At 72.7% G+C, this 14851-nt stretch carries 14 protein-coding genes; 4 read left to right on the top strand and 10 right to left on the bottom strand.

What is annotated here, in order from left to right; all coding sequences use genetic code 11:
- Positions 1-42: 42 nt before the first annotated feature.
- The 4 genes from AB0H57_RS06815 to murJ all read right to left on the bottom strand — a co-directional run bounded on the left by AB0H57_RS06815 (position 43) and on the right by murJ (position 5641).
- Positions 43-1074 carry a hypothetical protein gene (locus tag AB0H57_RS06815; RefSeq protein ID WP_357503464.1) on the bottom strand — a complete coding sequence of 344 codons (1032 nt, stop codon included), beginning with the start codon at positions 1072-1074 and terminating at the stop codon, positions 43-45.
- Positions 1071-1811, bottom strand: a complete 741-nt coding sequence (gene sigM, locus AB0H57_RS06820; protein WP_357503466.1) for an RNA polymerase sigma factor SigM — start codon at positions 1809-1811, stop codon at positions 1071-1073. Before sigM ends, AB0H57_RS06815 begins: the two co-directional genes overlap by 4 nt.
- A gap of 43 nt (positions 1812-1854) precedes the next feature.
- Positions 1855-3471 carry a protein kinase family protein gene (locus AB0H57_RS06825; RefSeq protein ID WP_357503468.1) on the bottom strand — a complete coding sequence of 539 codons (1617 nt, stop codon included), beginning with the start codon at positions 3469-3471 and terminating at the stop codon, positions 1855-1857.
- A gap of 424 nt (positions 3472-3895) precedes the next feature.
- The gene (murJ, locus tag AB0H57_RS06830; protein WP_357503470.1) at positions 3896-5641 is read right to left on the bottom strand and encodes a murein biosynthesis integral membrane protein MurJ; all 1746 of its coding nucleotides are present in this window, start codon (positions 5639-5641) and stop codon (positions 3896-3898) included.
- Positions 5642-5767: 126 nt separating this feature from the next.
- Between murJ and AB0H57_RS06835 the strand changes: the two genes are divergently transcribed.
- Positions 5768-7228, top strand: a complete 1461-nt coding sequence (locus tag AB0H57_RS06835; protein WP_357503472.1) for a CCA tRNA nucleotidyltransferase — start codon at positions 5768-5770, stop codon at positions 7226-7228.
- Between the two features lie 121 nt (positions 7229-7349).
- Here the strand turns inward: AB0H57_RS06835 and AB0H57_RS06840 are convergent, their stop codons facing one another.
- Both AB0H57_RS06840 and AB0H57_RS06845 read right to left on the bottom strand, forming a co-directional pair.
- Complete coding sequence (locus AB0H57_RS06840) at positions 7350-8834, bottom strand: SPFH domain-containing protein (protein WP_357503714.1); 1485 nt, start codon at positions 8832-8834, stop codon at positions 7350-7352.
- 26 nt (positions 8835-8860) lie between these two features.
- The gene (locus AB0H57_RS06845) at positions 8861-9382 is read right to left on the bottom strand and encodes an NfeD family protein (RefSeq protein ID WP_357503716.1); all 522 of its coding nucleotides are present in this window, start codon (positions 9380-9382) and stop codon (positions 8861-8863) included.
- 94 nt (positions 9383-9476) lie between these two features.
- Between AB0H57_RS06845 and AB0H57_RS06850 the strand changes: the two genes are divergently transcribed.
- Positions 9477-9881, top strand: coding sequence for a hypothetical protein (locus AB0H57_RS06850; protein ID WP_357503474.1), 405 nt, complete (start codon positions 9477-9479; stop codon positions 9879-9881).
- Positions 9882-9936: 55 nt separating this feature from the next.
- On the opposite strand, the gene AB0H57_RS06855 is transcribed toward AB0H57_RS06850, so the two are convergent.
- Together AB0H57_RS06855 and AB0H57_RS06860 are read right to left on the bottom strand one after the other, a co-directional pair.
- A complete protein-coding gene (locus AB0H57_RS06855; protein ID WP_357503476.1) occupies positions 9937-11061 on the bottom strand; it encodes a hypothetical protein in 1125 nt (374 codons plus the stop codon).
- Positions 11058-11579 (bottom strand): SigE family RNA polymerase sigma factor, encoded by a 522-nt coding sequence (locus AB0H57_RS06860; protein WP_357503478.1) that lies wholly within the window; start codon positions 11577-11579, stop codon positions 11058-11060. The genes AB0H57_RS06855 and AB0H57_RS06860 overlap by 4 nt, the downstream gene beginning before the upstream one ends.
- Before the next feature lie 96 nt (positions 11580-11675).
- On the opposite strand from AB0H57_RS06860, the gene AB0H57_RS06865 reads away from it, so the two are divergent.
- Positions 11676-12155 (top strand): methylated-DNA--[protein]-cysteine S-methyltransferase, encoded by a 480-nt coding sequence (locus AB0H57_RS06865; RefSeq protein WP_357503479.1) that lies wholly within the window; start codon positions 11676-11678, stop codon positions 12153-12155.
- Positions 12156-12308: 153 nt separating this feature from the next.
- Here AB0H57_RS06865 and AB0H57_RS06870 read toward each other — a convergent pair whose 3' ends face one another.
- Together AB0H57_RS06870 and AB0H57_RS06875 are read right to left on the bottom strand one after the other, a co-directional pair.
- Positions 12309-13388, bottom strand: coding sequence for an inositol-3-phosphate synthase (locus tag AB0H57_RS06870; RefSeq protein ID WP_357503481.1), 1080 nt, complete (start codon positions 13386-13388; stop codon positions 12309-12311).
- Between the two features lie 23 nt (positions 13389-13411).
- Entirely contained in the window at positions 13412-14050 is a 639-nt protein-coding gene (locus tag AB0H57_RS06875) for a PadR family transcriptional regulator (protein WP_357503483.1), read from the bottom strand.
- Positions 14051-14225: 175 nt separating this feature from the next.
- Between AB0H57_RS06875 and AB0H57_RS06880 the strand changes: the two genes are divergently transcribed.
- A complete protein-coding gene (locus AB0H57_RS06880) occupies positions 14226-14657 on the top strand; it encodes a DUF5318 domain-containing protein (protein ID WP_357503485.1) in 432 nt (143 codons plus the stop codon).
- Positions 14658-14851 lie beyond the last annotated feature (194 nt).

Below are 14851 nucleotides of genomic sequence, written 5' to 3' on the forward strand. Positions count from 1 at the left end.
GTGGGTCACGTCACGTGCGAAAGCGGACGCCCGGCGGCGATCTCACCCTACCCGGGACCGGTAGCGGGTGTCCGCGCCGGAACCGGGCACCCCGCACTCCGGGCCGCTCACCCAGGCCCATCGGGCGCCCGTGCTGTCCACGAAGTCGACGACCAGCGCCGGTTGCCCCTGGAAGGTGGCGTAGTCGACCACCATGATCGTCAGCGTGCCGGTGCCGTGCTCGGTGGTGATCTCGGTCAGGCAGGACTGGAGCGCGCCCGGATCGGTGAGCCGGTCCAGCCCCACCGGCCCGGCCAGCCGCTTGTCCGCCTCCCTGCCCGGGCCGGGCAGCGGCCCCTTCGACGTCCGGGCACTATCCGCGACCATCCCACCGGCCAGGGTGGCGGGATTCCAGTCGGTGCCGCTGGCCGTCGTCGGCGGTACCGCCGCACCCAGCGGGGCGACCATGGAGGGCTGGGACTCGTGGGCGGGCGCTTCGGCGGCGACACCGCTGCTGTCGCTCGCCGAGTACGGGCGGGCCAGCTGGTTGAGGCCGAGGCCGGCGGCCACCATGACGGCGGCGGCGAGCGCCGCCGGCCCGGCGAGCCGGGTCCAGCGCCGGCTCCGCCGGCCGGGGCCGGCGGGCGGGCGGGAACCACCCCGCTCGTCGGAGCCGGGCCGGGAGCGCCGGACCGGCCGGTCGTCACCGGTACTCGGCCGGCCGGCCGCCCGGGTGCCGCCGGTCCGGGGGGCGGGCAGGACGCTCCGATCGGTCCCGACCGGCCCCTCGGGTTCGCCGGCCGCATCGCGTTCGCCCGTCTCACCGGCGGCGCCGAGCGGGCCGGCACCGGCCAGCGCGGCGGCGATCCGCTCGGTCACGGCCAGCGGCATGGCGGGCTCGGGCCCGGCCCACCGGGCCAGGTCGTCGTGGACCCGGGACAGGGCGGCGGTCAGCTCGGCGTACGCCGTGGCCCACGCCTGGTCCCGCTCGACGAGGCGGGCGACGTTGTCCTGCTCCGGCGTACCCTCCAGCGCCCCGCCGACGTAGTCGGCGAGCAGGTCGTGGTCGACCTCGCGGAAGCCCCGGGCGGTCACGTCTTCTCCTCGTCGGTCTCCCGTCGGGAACGCCCCGACCTCGATCCGACGCCCGGCGCGGGCCGCGGGTTCCCCGGGGTGACGCCCGGCACGTCCGGCCGCCCGGCGGCGACCGGTTCGTCGGCGCCGGTACGCAGGTGACCGAGGAGCGCCGCGAGCCGGGCCCGGCCCCGGGCGCAGCGGCTCTTCACCGTGCCCTCGGCCACGCCGAGGATCCGGGCCACCTCGGCCACCGGATAGCCCTGCACGTCGACCAGGACCAGCGCCGCCCGCTGCTCGACGGGCAGCGCGGCCAGCGCCTGGCGGACCACCAGGGCGGTGTCGTGGTCCCGCACCGGGGCGGCCGGTTCCGGGCCGACCGGCCGATCGGAGTCGCCGTGGTTGCCGTCCGGCAGCGGGACGGTGGGGTGCGCCTGGCGGCGACGGATCCGGTCCAGGCAGGCGTTCACCACGATCCGGTGCAGCCAGGTGGTCACCGCCGAGTCACCCCGGAACCGGCCGGCGGCGCGGTGCGCCGAGAGCAGCGCGTCCTGCAGGGCGTCCGCGGCCTCCTCGCGGTCGCCCACGGTACGCAGGGCGACCGCCCACAGCCGGTCACGGTGCCGATGGAAGAGCTCGGTGAACGCGTCCCGGTCACCGGCCACGTGGGCGTGGATCAGTTCGAGGTCGCTGACGCCCGGAAGCTCGGCCTCGACGCGCCGGGCGCCACCGGCCGGCTGCGTACCGCGATCGGTCATCACCACGTCCGGCGGAAGCGGTGCCTGGGGCGCGGCGGCCGGCTCACGACCCCTGAACCGTGATCTCCTGGACGCCGAGCTTGTAGCCGCTGCCGTCCTCCTTCTGCGGCAGCTCGGTGATCCAGAGCATGAGGTACTGGTATTTCTGGTCGGCGTTGAAGCCGTTGCTGAAGGTCATCCTGGTGCCGTCGTACTGCTCCAGGGCGTCCCCGACCGGCTGGTAGCTGCCGACGAGCTGGCCGTCGCCCGACTTGGTGTCCGGGAAGTTCGCGGTGCCGGCGTACATCTGTGCGGAGGCGCCGCTGGCGGAGAGCACCGCCTGCACCGACTTCACGGTGCGCGGGGCACCCAGGTCGATCCAGACCCCCATGCCCTCCTTCAGCTTGCCGAACTTGGGGTTGTTGTAGAAGGTCTGGGTCTCCCAGCCGGCGTTTTCGTCCCCGTCGACCACCTTGTCGGCGCCCCGGAGCGCGTCCCGGCTGCCGATCGGGTCGACGATCTTGACGTCGCTGATGTCGAGCTTGCGGACCGCCGCGGTGGCCGGGGTGGTGTCCTCGACCGCCGGCTGGCTGGCGGACGGCTGGGCCACCGGCTCGGTGCCGCCCTTCTTGTCGTCGCCACCGCCCAGGGCGCTGATGCCGATCAGGAGACCGACCAGGGCCACCGCGAGCAGGCCGGCGATGCCGATGGCGACCTTGCGGCCACCCGCGGCGGCCAACGGCGACGGGTCGTCGTCGGGGCCGGCGGTGAAGCGCAGCGTGCCGGCGCTCTCCAGGAAGTGGTCGTCGGCCGGGATGTCGAGGCGGGCCAGCTCGGCGGCGAGCACGTCCGAGCCGGGCGGCGCGATCTGCGCGTCGAGCAGGTCCATGGTCAGGTCGTCGAGGTACGCCGGCACGCCGGCCCGGACCTGCCGGGGCGCCGCGATGGCACCGCCGGCGTCCCGCACCGCGTCGGGGATGGCGGCCCGGCCGTGCCCGGCGGTCGCGCCGTGCAGCGGCGCCTCGGCGTGCGGCCAGTGCCCGGTGAGCGCGAAGTAGAGGATCCCGCCGACCGCCCGGACGTCGGTCTCCTGGCTGTCCGCGCCGTCGGTACGCGCGTCGGCCAGCACCACCCGGCCCTCGTCACTGATCATCACGGTGCCGGGGTGCAGGTTGCCGTGCACCATCCCGGTGGCGTGCACGGCGGCGAGGGCGCTGGCCACGGCGTTGCCGACGGCGGTGGCCCGGGCCGGGTCCAGCGGCCCGTCGGCGCCGACCAGCTCGCGCAGCGACTGGCCGTCCACCCACTCGCGGACCACGTAAGCCCGCTCGTCCTCGTCGATCGCGTCGTAGACGCCGACCAGGTTGGGGTGGATGACGCGGCTGGCCGCCACGGCGGCCTGGAGCATCTCCGTGGCGGAGTCGCCGCCCGGGTAGCGCATGACCACCGCGACGGGCCGCCGGAGCACGACGTCGACCCCGCGCCAGACCAGCCGGCCCGCGCTGTCGTTGTTGATGTGCTCGACGAGTTCGTACCGCTCGGCGAGGATCTCACCGGCCGTGGGAGCACCGAAGGTCATGACTGGCGGAGCGCTCTCGTCCGCCTCCTGACCCTCGCCGACCTGGGTCACCCGTCCTCCCTCGGTGATCGTGTCGATCGATGGACCCGCGCTGCTGGGCATTGTGGCTTCCCGCTCCGCCTGCGATGGAACCGGCCCGGCCGGAGTCGACGCGGATCGTCGTCGCCTGCCGTACCCGTCGAGAGCGACCTTACCCGGGTTGCCTGTGCCCTCGACATGTCATCTTCCCGCCGTCCCCGGCGGGTGCCAAGGCTCGGTGGATGCGTCCGGTTGTGACCGTTGTCGGCCACGTTGCTGGCACATGTACTAGCCAATCTAGAGGTTGACCGCAAGTAGTCGAAGCAGGGGTTCCCGGTGTGGCGGCCGGGCCACCGCCTCCCCGGGTTCCCCGGATCGGCCCCTCGTCACTCATCCTTCCGGCTGGTTGTCCACAGGCTGAACCGGTGGGTGACCCGCGAATCGCTGGGTTATCCACAGGCTCGTCCCCAGCCTGGTGATCGCTGGTCACGGTGCGTGGCGGACGGGCTCAGCGGGCCAGCCGTCGCCGCACCATCCCGATCACCTCCGTGATCTCGCCGATCCGCAGGAGCGCGGCCAGCCCGAGATAGGTCAGGCCGATCGCCGCGCCGCCGATCAGCAGCTGCCCGAACGCGTGCCCCCGGCTCAGGGCGCTCGCGTCGCCCGGGAGCAGGGCGACCACCAGCAGCCCGACCAGGGTCGCGCCGAGCGCGGCGGCCGCCACCTTGCCGAGGGTCCGGGCGATCCGGCCCAGCCCGATCCGGCCGACCCGCCGCCGGATCAGCATCGCCGAGGCGACCACCGCCACCACGTACGAGATGGCGTTGCCCAGCATCATCCCGGCCGCCGCGAAGCTGGCCGGGAAGACCAGGTAGAAGACGAACTGGAGCAGGGTCCGCAGGGCGACCACCCCCACGATCACCAGCGCCGGGGTGCGGGTGTCCTGGAGCGCGTAGAAGCCGAAGGTGAAGAGCTGGCTGATCGCGAACGGGACCAGGCCGAGGGCGCCCACCAGCAGCACCGTCGCGGTGAGCAGGGCGCTGCGGCTGTTGAACGCGCCGTACCGGAAGACCATCACCGAGATCGGGCCGGCGAGCACCGCGTAGCAGATCGCGATCGGGGCGAGCACCGCCGTGACCGTCCGGATGCCCCGCGACAGGTCGGCGGTGATGTCGGCGAACCGGCCGTCCGCCGCCGCCGCGCTCATCCGGGGCATCAGCGCGGTGATGATCGAGACCGCGACGATGCCGTGCGCCATCATCACCAACAGGAAGACGTTGTTGTAGATCATGATGCCGGCCTTGTCCTCGCCGGCCGCCCGGGTGAGCAGGTTGACGATCACGAAGAGGCCGACCTGGTTGGCCGCGACGTAGCAGAACATCCAGCCGCCCAGCTTGGCCAGCTCGCGCAGCCCCAGCTCGCGGAAGTCGAACCGCCACTTCCACCGGAAGCCGACCTTGCGCAGCGCCGGCAGCAGGCCCGCGGCCTGCACCGCCACGCCGAGCAGGGTGCCGCCGCCGATCACCAGGATCCGGGCCATCCCCATCTCCTCCGGCCGGAGCAGGTCCGTGCCGAAGGTGGCGATGTAGATCGCGCAGGTGCCGATGACCACCAGGTTGTTCAGGATCGGGGCCCACATCGGCGCGGCGAAGTGACCCCGGGTGTTCAACACCGCGGCGATCAGCGCGCTGACGCCGGTGAAGAACAGCATCGGCAGCATCAGCCGGGACAGGCTGTTGACCAGCCCGACGTAGTCCGCGCCCTTGCCGCCCGCGTACAGCAGGGTGATGACCGGCGCCAGCGCCACCGCGAGCACCGCGGCCACGCCCAGGGTGAGCACCGCCAGGGTGAGCAGCCGCTGGGCGTACGCGTCGCCCCGGTCCGGGTCGGAGCGACGCCGCCGGACCAGCACCGGGATCAGCACGCTGGTGAGCACCCCGCCGAGCAGGAACTCGTACACCTGGCTGGGCAGGAACTGGGCCGTGGTGTACGCGTCGCCGACCAGGGCGCCGCCGAGCGCCGCGCCGATCATCAGGTTGCGGATGAACCCCGTACCCCGGCTGACCAGGCTGCCGGCGGCCATCACCGCGCTGTTCGCGGCGGCGCTGCCCTCGGCAACCTGCTCCGGCGGCGGTGCGGTCGCCTCCACCGCCGGCTGGTTCAGCGGCTCGGCCGAGATGAAGGTCGCCTCGTCCGTGGGCGGGATCGCGCCGGGCGGCGTGGCGTTCGCGCTGCGGTAGAGCCCGCCGCTCATCTCCAGCCTCCAAGGGGTACGTCGGAGCCGGGCACCGGCCCGCACGCCACGACCTTAGTCAACGCCCGCTTCATACCCGCGCCCGGCGGATCAGTTCCTGCCCCGGCCCGATAGGCTGGCGATCCCATGTCCGAAGCCTCCGCATCCCACGCCGCCGACCGCCGCGAACTCAGCGCCGCGCAGCGCAACGCCGTCGCCGAACTGCTCCGCGTCTCCCCGGTCGCCGACGAGCTGGGACGCCGGTTCGCCAGGGCCGGGCACGAACTGCACCTGGTGGGCGGTTCGGTGCGGGACGCCCTGCTCGGCCGGCTCGGCAACGACCTCGACTTCTGCACCGACGCCCACCCGGACGAGACGCTGCGGATCGTCAACGGCTGGGCCGAGGCGATCTGGGAGACCGGCCGGGAGTTCGGCACCATCGGCTGCCAGCGCGACGGCCTGCTGCTGGAGATCACCACCTTCCGCGCCGAGGCGTACGACCAGGTCAGCCGGAACCCGATCGTCGAGTACGGGACCAGCCTCACCGAGGACCTGCGGCGCCGGGACTTCACCGTCAACGCGATGGCGGTCAGCCTGCCCGAGCACCGCTTCACCGACCCGTACGGCGGGTTGGACGACCTCGCCGCGAAGGTGATCCGTACCCCCGGCACGCCGCGGGAGTCGTTCGGCGACGACCCGCTGCGGATGCTGCGGGCGGCGCGGTTCGCCGCCCAGCTGCGCTTCACCGTCGCGCCGGAGGTCCGGGCGGCGATGACCGCGATGGCCACCGACCTGGACCGGATCACCGCCGAGCGGATCCGCGACGAGTTCACCAAGCTGCTCTGCGGGGCCGACCCGATCACCGGGCTGCGGCTGCTGGTCGACACCGGCCTGGCCGAGCGGTTCCTGCCCGAGCTGACCGGGTTGAAGCTGACCATCGACGAGCACGCCCAGCACAAGGACGTCTACGAGCACACGCTGACCGTGGTCGGCAACGCGATGTCGATGGAGTCCGACGGCTGCGACTTCGTCCTCCGGATGGCCGCGCTGATGCACGACGCGGGCAAGCCGGCCACCAAGTCGGTCGGGCCGGACGGCCGGGTCAGCTTCCACCACCACGAGGTGGTCGGCGCCCGGCTCACCAAGGCCCGGATGAAGGCCATGCGCTACCCGAAGGACGTGACCGCCCAGGTGACCAAGCTGGTCGGTCTGCACCTGCGCTTCTACGGGTACGGCCGTGGCGAGTGGACCGACTCGGCCGTCCGCCGGTACGTCACCGACGCCGGTGAGCTGCTGACCCGGCTGCACAAGCTGACCAGGTCCGACTGCACCACCCGCAACCGGCGCAAGGCGGCCCAGCTGGCGGCCGACTACGACGCGCTGGAGGAGCGGATCGACCGGATCGCGGCCGAGGAGGACCTGGCCCGGGTCCGCCCCGACCTGGACGGTAACGCGATCATGGAACTGCTCGGCGTACCGCCGGGGCCGGTGGTCGGCCGGGCCTGGAAGCACCTGAAGGAGCTGCGCCTGGAGCGCGGCCCGCTGGACCGGGACGAGGCCGAGGCCGAGCTGCTGCGCTGGGCCCGCGCCGAAGGCATCACCACCTGACCGCCCCACCGCCCCGCCCCGATCCGCCCCGCGCCGCCGTGCGCCGGGTTCCCCGGCTCGGGGTGTTAAGCGGGGCCCCCTCGACAACAGAATGCGTTGAGCGGGGGCCCCTCCTAACACCTCAGCCGTCGACGACGGTGCCGTTGCGCTGGGCGCCCAGCCGGGTGAGCAGCCCGGGCAGGTCGATGCCGGTCAGGTCGCTGCCGAGCTGAAGGCCCTGCGCCACGTTCCCGGCCACCGACTTGGTCAGCGACGACGCCCCGTCGGTGGAGATCACGGTCATCTTGTCGATCGCGCCGATCGGCGCGCTGGCCGCCTCGACCACCTGCGGCAGCACCTTGACCAGCAGGTCCAGCACGGCAGCCTCGCCGTACGCGGCGAACGCCTCGGCCTTGCGGGACATCGCGTCGGCCTCCGCCTGACCCTTGGCCAGGATGGCCGCGGCCTCGGCCTGGCCCTCCCGCTCGATCGCCTCGGCGATGGCGGAGCGCCGGCGCTGCTCGGCCTCACCCTCCTTGGCGCCCTCGATCGCGTTCGCCTCGGCCAGCGCGGCCCGCCGGGCCCGCTCGCCCTCACCGGTGAGCCGGGACTGCTCGGCTGCGGCCTGGGCGGCGGCGATGGTGGCCTGCCGCTGCGCGTCCGCGTTGAGCACGGCCGCGTTGCGGGACGCCTCGGCCTCCTGCTCGACCTTGTAGCGGGCCGCGTCGGCCGGCTTGCGCACCTCGGTGTCGAGCTGGCGCTGCTTCAGCTCGGCGTTGCGCTCGGCCACCTTCTGCTGCTCGGTGAGGATCGCCTGGTCCCGCTCGGCCTGGGCGAGCGGGCCGGCCGCGGCGGACCTCGCCTTGGCGGCGTCGATCTCGGCCTGGATGCCGGCCTGCTTGAGGGCCAGGTTCCGGTTGGCCTCGGCGATCGCCTCCTCGGCGAGCAGCCGCTCCTGCTCGGCCTGCTGGCGGGCCCGGGCCTCGGCGATGGCGGCGTCCTTGAGCACCCGGGCGGCCTCCGGCCGGCCCAGGTCCTGCAGGTACGACCCCTCGGCCAGGATGTCCTGGAGCTGGAAGGTGTCCAGCACCAGGCCCTGGTTGGTCATCGAGTGCTCGGCCTCCTCGGCCACCGCGCTGGCGAAGGCCGCCCGGTCCCGGATGATCTCCTCGACGGTGAGCCGGCCGACGATCGAGCGCAGCGCGCCGGCCAGCACCTCCCGGGTGAAGTTGTCGATCTCGTCCTGCTGGTGCAGGAACCGCTGCGCCGAGGCCCGTATCGCGTCCTCGGTGCCGCCGACCTTGACGATGGCGACGCCGTGCAGCTCGGTACGGATGCCCTGCTTGCTCACCGCGCCCCGGATGCTGACGTCGATCCGCCGGCTGGACAGGTCGAGCGACTGGAGCTTCTGCACCACGGGCAGGACGAAGACCGACGCGCCGAGCACGACCTTCTGGCCGGACATGTCGGTCAGCCGCCCGCCGTCGGCGGTCTGGGTGGTCCGGCCCTTGCGGCCGGTGACGATGAATGCCTCGTTCGGGCCGGCCACCTTGATCCGGGAGAGCACGAAGAGGACGAGCAGGAGGGCGAGGAGGACCGCGCCGCCGACGGCGAGGAGCAGGGGCATGGGCATTCCCGATCTGTGCTGGGGGTTCAGTAGGTTTCGACGTGCACGCTGGTCTCGCTGAGCGCTTCGACCACGAAGATCCGGGCGCCGACCGGGATCGGCCCGTCGGCGCGGGCGTTGAGCTTGACCGGCTGGCCGGCGAGGCGTACCCGGACCTCGCCGTAGCCGCCGGCGGTGATCGGGGTGACGACCAGCCCGATCGCCCCGACCAGGTGGTCGCGGGTGGGGGTGGGGTCGGTGCGCATGTGCCGCGCGGCCCGGCTGAGCCGGGCCGCCAGCCAGGCGGTGGGCACGGCGGCGACCGCGCCGCCGGCCACGGCCGCCGCGATCATCCCCGGCGTACGACCGCCGAGCAGCTCGTTGACGATCGCCGCGCCGAAGCCGAACGCCCCGACGAAACCGGCCACCGCCTCCAGCGTCACCGGCCCGTCGACGTCGGGCTGACCGAGGTGGAACAGGCCGTTGCCGAGCAGCGCGAGGGCCAGGACGGCGATCCCCGCCCCGCCGATGAGAAGAAACGCCTGCGTACCGGTGGCCACGCACTGCACCTTAGCCACCTGGCGCAACCCGATGATCGGCCAATCTAGCTATTGACAAGATGTCGCCGACGGCTCATCTTTACAATGACTAGATGGAGGCGCCATGTCCGAGTCGACCCGCTTCACCGCGGGCATCCTGCTGATCACCGTCGTGACCATCGCGTACGGCGGACTGACCCTGCTCACCCATCTCGCCCGGCGCAAGGCCGGCTACCTGGACAATCCCGTCCGGCGCGGGCTCTGGACCGCCGGACACGCGCACGCCGGGGTGCTGGTGCTCCTCGCGCTGGCCGTGCTCCCGTACGTCGACGCGGCCGACCTGTCGGACGGCGGCCGGACCCTGGTCCGGACGCTGTTCGTGGCCGCGCCGATCCTGATGCCGCTCGGCTTCTTCCTGTCGGTGGTCCGCCCGAGCGACACGAAGCCGAACAAGCTGATCTGGCTCACGGTCGCCGGCGGGGCGAGCCTGAGCGCGGGTGCCCTGCTGCTCGGGGTGAGCCTGCTCTGACGGGTCTGGGGCGGGCCGCATCGACGTCGTGCAGGGTCGTCCGCCGCCCGGACGGTCAGCGGGGCGCCACCGCCAGGGTGGTGTCGGCACCGAGCGCCGGGGGCAGGGCCTGCCGGGTGAGTTCCCGCCCGTCGAGGTCGACCAGCACCATCTCGTTCGCCCGCCGGTCCCGGTAGAGCAACCGGTCGTCGGCCACCCACGCGGCGTCGGTGGCCGGGGCCGGTCCGATCGTCCGGCCGGTCGCCACCTCGGTCAGCCGTGGGCCGTCCGGTCCCTTCACCACCACCGACCGGCCGTCCGGTGACCACGACCAGGGGCCGTCCGGGTCGCCCTTGACCGGCAGGAAGCGGGTGGGGCGCCCGTCGTCCGGCGCGAAGAACTGCACCCCGCGCCGGGGGTGCGGCTGGGACTCCGACAAGGCGGCGCCCGGGTCGGTCTGCTGGAGGGCCACCTCCTTCCCGTCCCGGCTCCAGGTGAAGAAGCACTGATCGGTGCAGAGGTAGCGCTCGCCGTCGACGGGGAACGCGCGGTACTCGGCGGTGCCGACGGTCAGCACCCCGAGCGAGAACGCGCCGCTGTCCTTGCTCATCAGGGTCAGCGCCAGCCGGCGGCCGTCCGGCGACCAGTGCGGGGTCATGATGAACGAGCCGACCGTGACCCAGCGGACCTTCCCGGTGCCCAGATCGAGCAGCCCCAACTCGCCCCGCCGCTCGTAGTCGACCACCGCCGCCACCCCGCCGCGCGGGGCCGCCCAGGTCTCCTCGTACCGGCTGGTGACGTAGCGGCCGCGCGAGCGGTCCAGCGCGTAGCCCAGCTCGGCCGGCGTGCCGGTGGAGCTGGCGCCGGTGAGGACCCAGCCACCGGGCAGCGCCAGCGGGCTGCGCGTCCAGTCCGGTGCCGGTGGCGGAGCCGCCGCCGGGCCGGTGGGCGAGGGCGTCGCCGTGCCCGGGGGTGCCGCCCACCGGGCCGGGCCCGCCGGCGGGTCGGGCCGCAGCCAGACGAACGGCCCGGCGAGGACGGCCGCCGCCGCGAGGGCGGCCCCGGCGGCGATCACCCGGCGTCGGCGGCGCAGGCTCCGGCCCCGCCGCAGGGCCCGGCCGGCGAGTTCCGGTGCGCTCCGGGCCTCGTCCGCGAGGTCGCGTACGGCGGCGCGCAGCGCCTCCTCGGTTTTTGCGCTCATCGCGGCACCTCCTGAAACGTCGTCAGCTCGTCGAGTGCGGGAACCAGCTCCCGCAGCTTGGCCAGGGCCCGGGACGTCTGGCTGGCCACCGTGCCGGGCCGGCAGCCCAGCGCCGCGGCGGTCTCCTCGACGCTCAGGTCCTCCAGGTAGCGCAGGATCAGCACGGCGCGCTGCCGGGGCGGCAGCTGGCGCAGCGCGTCGCGCAGCAGCAGCCGCAGGTCGCTGTCCTGACCGAGATCCCGCTCCGCCGCCCGTTCGGGCAGCACGGCCACCGACACCTCGGCGCGGTGCGACCGGCGCCGCCAGCGGGATACCTGGTCGTGGTAGAGGATCCGCTTCACGTACGGCTCGGCGTCGCCCCTGATCCGAGGCCACCGGGCGTACGCCTTCGCGAGCGCGTTCTGCAACAGGTCCTCGGCGCCGTGCTGGCTGCCGGCCAGCGCGTACGCGATGCGCAGCAGCGTTTCTCCCCGCTCGTGGACGAACGCGGTGAACTCCCCGTCGACTACCTCTGCCACCGTCCACCTCCGTACTGTCAGACGCGCGGCGCCGGGGAAATCTTGCCTGGCCGGCGGAAAATCCTCGATGTCGTGCCGGCGGGGCAGAATGGCCGGATGCGCTGGACCGTGCTCGACTCACCTATCGGGGAGTTCTCCGTGGCCACCGACGCCGAAGCGGTGTGCGGGGCGCACTTCGGCCGGGTGGACTCGGCGGCCGAGGAGCCCGGCGACGCCTTGGCGGCGCGGGCGGTGGCGGAGCTGCGGGCGTACTTCACCGGTGAGCTGATGGAGTTCACGGTGCCGGTGGCGGCGCGGCGGGGTTCCGAGTTCGAGCGGGCGGTGTGGTGGGAGATGACCCGCATCCCGTACGGGGAGACGCTCACCTACGGCGAGGTGGCGCGGGCGGTGGGTGACCCCGGTGCGGCCCGGGCGGTGGGGGTGGCCTGCAACCGCAACCCGGTGCCGGTGATCGTGCCGTGCCACCGGATCGTCGGCGCGGGCGGGAAGCTGGTCGGCTTCGGCGGCGGGCTGCCGCGCAAGGTGACCCTGCTGGAGCTGGAGGCGGCGGTCGCGCTGCGCCGCGCCTGGTCGTGACCGCGCCGGGCCGGCCTCGGCCGAACCGCTGCGGCTCTCGCCGTACCTGAAATTGGCCTGAACGAACGACGAGGGCCGGGTCCCTCGCGGACCCGGCCCTCGGCGGTGCTTGGCGCGGGCGGCAGCCCGCTCCTGCCGTCAAGCGTCAACGCGTCAGCGCTCGACCTCGCCGGCGATGAAGCCCTCGACGGCGGCGTGCGCGTCGTGGTCGGCGTACTGCACCGGCGGGGACTTCATGAAGTACGAGGAGGCGGAGAGGATCGGGCCACCGATCTTGCGGTCCAGCGCGATCTTCGCGGCCCGGACGGCGTCGATGATGACACCGGCCGAATTCGGCGAGTCCCACACCTCAAGCTTGAGCTCGGCGTTGAGCGGGGTGTCGCCGAAGGAGCGGCCCTCCAGGCGGATGTACGCCCACTTGCGGTCGTCGAGCCACGGCACGTGGTCCGACGGGCCGATGTGCACGTCGCTCTTGCTCATCTCGTGCGGGATCTGGGAGGTCACCGACTGGGTCTTCGAGATCTTCTTGGAGATCAGGCGGTTGCGCTCCAGCATGTTCATGAAGTCCATGTTGCCGCCGAAGTTGAGCTGGTACGTGCGCAGCAGCTCGACCCCGCGGTCCTCGAAGAGCTTCGCCAGGGCGCGGTGCACGATGGTGGCGCCGACCTGGCTCTTGATGTCGTCGCCGACGATCGGCAGGCCCGCGTCGGTGAACTTCTGCGCCCACTCCGGGTCGGAGGCGATGAAGACCGGCAGGGCGTTCACGAACGCGCAACCGGCGTCGATCGCGGCCTGGGCGTAGAACTTGTCGGCCTGCTCGGAGCCCACCGGCAGGTAGGAGACGACCACGTCGACCTGCGCGTCGCGCAGCGCCTGGGCCACGTCGACCGGCTCGGCGCCGGACTCCTCGATGATCTCGCGGTAGTACTGCCCGAGACCGTCGAAGGTCGGGCCGCGCTGCACGGTGACGCCGGTCGGCGGCACGTCGCAGAGCTTGATGGTGTTGTTCTCGCTGGCCACGATCGCCTCGGCGAGGTCCATGCCCACCTTCTTGGCGTCCACGTCGAACGCCGCGACGAACGTCACGTCCGAGACGTGGTAGTCGCCGAAGGTGACGTGCATGAGACCCGGGACGCGGTCGTTCGGGTCGGCGTTCCGGTAGTACTCCACGCCCTGCACGAGGGACGAGGCGCAGTTACCCACACCGACGATGGCGACGCGGACGGAGCCCATAGCGTCTGCCTCCTTCTTCTTCATCACGGCCGCTCTTTCCTGGACTCTCCAGGCGGGGGCGGGCTGTTGTTGTCTCGTCGGCCGTCGGTCGTCCCGGGTTGTGGGGCGGCCGGGGCCCGGCCGGAGCGCTCGTTGGCGATGAGCTCCTCCAGCCAGCGAACCTCACGCTCACAGGCGTCCAGCCCGTGACGTTGCAGTTCCAGGGTGTACGCGTCGAGGCGCTCGGCCGCCCGGCCCAGCACGTCGCGTAGCCCTTCGCGACGCTCCTCGATCGTGCGGCGGCGGCCCTCCAGGATGCGCAGGCGGGTCGCCCGGTCCGTACGGGAAAAGAACGCGAAGTGCACGCCGAAGCCCGTGTCGTCGTACGTCTCGGGACCGGCCTGCGCGATGAGCTGGGCGAAGCGTTCCTTGCCCTCCGCAGTGATCTTGTAGACCACCCGACCTCGTCGGCTGGTCAGCGCGGGAACCTCCTCGGCGTTCGCGGGTGTCTCGGCGGCTTCGGTGATCCATCCCGCCGCCTGCAGCCGGCGCAGGGTCGGGTAGAGCGAGCCGTAGCTGATCGCCGCCCGGATCGCGCCGAGTTTGGCGGTCAGCTCCTTGCGCAACTCATAGCCGTGCATCGGAGACTCCTGCAGGAGGCCGAGGATGGCGAGCTCGAGCACGGACCATCCCTTCCTTACCCCCGGCGCGGAGCGGTAACCGCCGCGATGTATCGAACCGATACATCGCACGTTAGTGCCTCCTCCACGATCGGGGCAAACCCCGGTTCCGAGACGCCTGGGTCACGCATCGTGACGGTGGTCGCCTCGCGGTCGCCGACGGCGTACCCTTCTCCGCATGCGTACGCAGCGCCAGGTGGTCGACTACTCGCTCCAGAAGCGGGCAGTGCTGCGTGAACTCCTCGCCGGCCGGATCGGCACGTACGACGTCTGTGACGCCTCGCCGTACCTGAAGAACGCCGCTCGGTTCCACGGCGAGCCGACCGAGCACCGCTGCCCGATCTGCCGCAGCGAGAACCTCATCCACGTCCATTACATTTACGGGGACGAGCTCAAGCAGTCCGCCGGCCAGGCCCGCAGCCGGGTCGAGCTGCCGGTGCTCGCGATGACGCTGCGTGAGTTCCAGGTCTTCGTGGTGGAGGTGTGCCCCGGCTGTGACTGGAACCATCTCGTCGAGCAGTTCCTGCTCGGCCGGGACGGCCTGGCCGGCGGCGTGGAGGACGGGCCGGAGGACGCCACCCCGGCACGGAGGCGAGAGGCACGACGGTGACCACCGCTGATCCGATCGATCCCGGTACCGTGCACGTCTGGTGGAGAGATCGACGGGTCCAGGGCCTGATTGGTCCGAATAGTTCAGATTGGATGCCTTCGGTGTGGCCCGGGTCGGCCCACGCCTGTGGTGTCTCAACTCACGGCAAACCGGTGGCGGCGCACCTGCGTCCCACCGCGACCGGCAGGGTGTGA

The organism is Micromonospora sp. NPDC050686, from assembly GCF_040654475.1.
Taxonomy (GTDB): domain Bacteria; phylum Actinomycetota; class Actinomycetes; order Mycobacteriales; family Micromonosporaceae; genus Micromonospora.

Excerpts from the sequence above, each read along its gene's own strand:
- AB0H57_RS06865 (WP_357503479.1), top strand. The coding sequence starts at position 11,676 with ATGCGCTGGACCGTGCTCGACTCACCTATCGGGGAGTTCTCCGTGGCC.
- AB0H57_RS06840 (WP_357503714.1), bottom strand. The coding sequence starts at position 8,834 with ATGCCCCTGCTCCTCGCCGTCGGCGGCGCGGTCCTCCTCGCCCTCCTG.
- AB0H57_RS06870 (WP_357503481.1), bottom strand. The coding sequence starts at position 13,388 with ATGGGCTCCGTCCGCGTCGCCATCGTCGGTGTGGGTAACTGCGCCTCG.
- AB0H57_RS06855 (WP_357503476.1), bottom strand. The coding sequence starts at position 11,061 with ATGAGCGCAAAAACCGAGGAGGCGCTGCGCGCCGCCGTACGCGACCTC.
- AB0H57_RS06835 (WP_357503472.1), top strand. The coding sequence starts at position 5,768 with ATGTCCGAAGCCTCCGCATCCCACGCCGCCGACCGCCGCGAACTCAGC.
- AB0H57_RS06825 (WP_357503468.1), bottom strand. The coding sequence starts at position 3,471 with ATGCCCAGCAGCGCGGGTCCATCGATCGACACGATCACCGAGGGAGGA.
- murJ (WP_357503470.1), bottom strand. The coding sequence starts at position 5,641 with ATGAGCGGCGGGCTCTACCGCAGCGCGAACGCCACGCCGCCCGGCGCG.
- AB0H57_RS06880 (WP_357503485.1), top strand. The coding sequence starts at position 14,226 with ATGCGTACGCAGCGCCAGGTGGTCGACTACTCGCTCCAGAAGCGGGCA.
- AB0H57_RS06850 (WP_357503474.1), top strand. The coding sequence starts at position 9,477 with ATGTCCGAGTCGACCCGCTTCACCGCGGGCATCCTGCTGATCACCGTC.
- sigM (WP_357503466.1), bottom strand. The coding sequence starts at position 1,811 with ATGACCGATCGCGGTACGCAGCCGGCCGGTGGCGCCCGGCGCGTCGAG.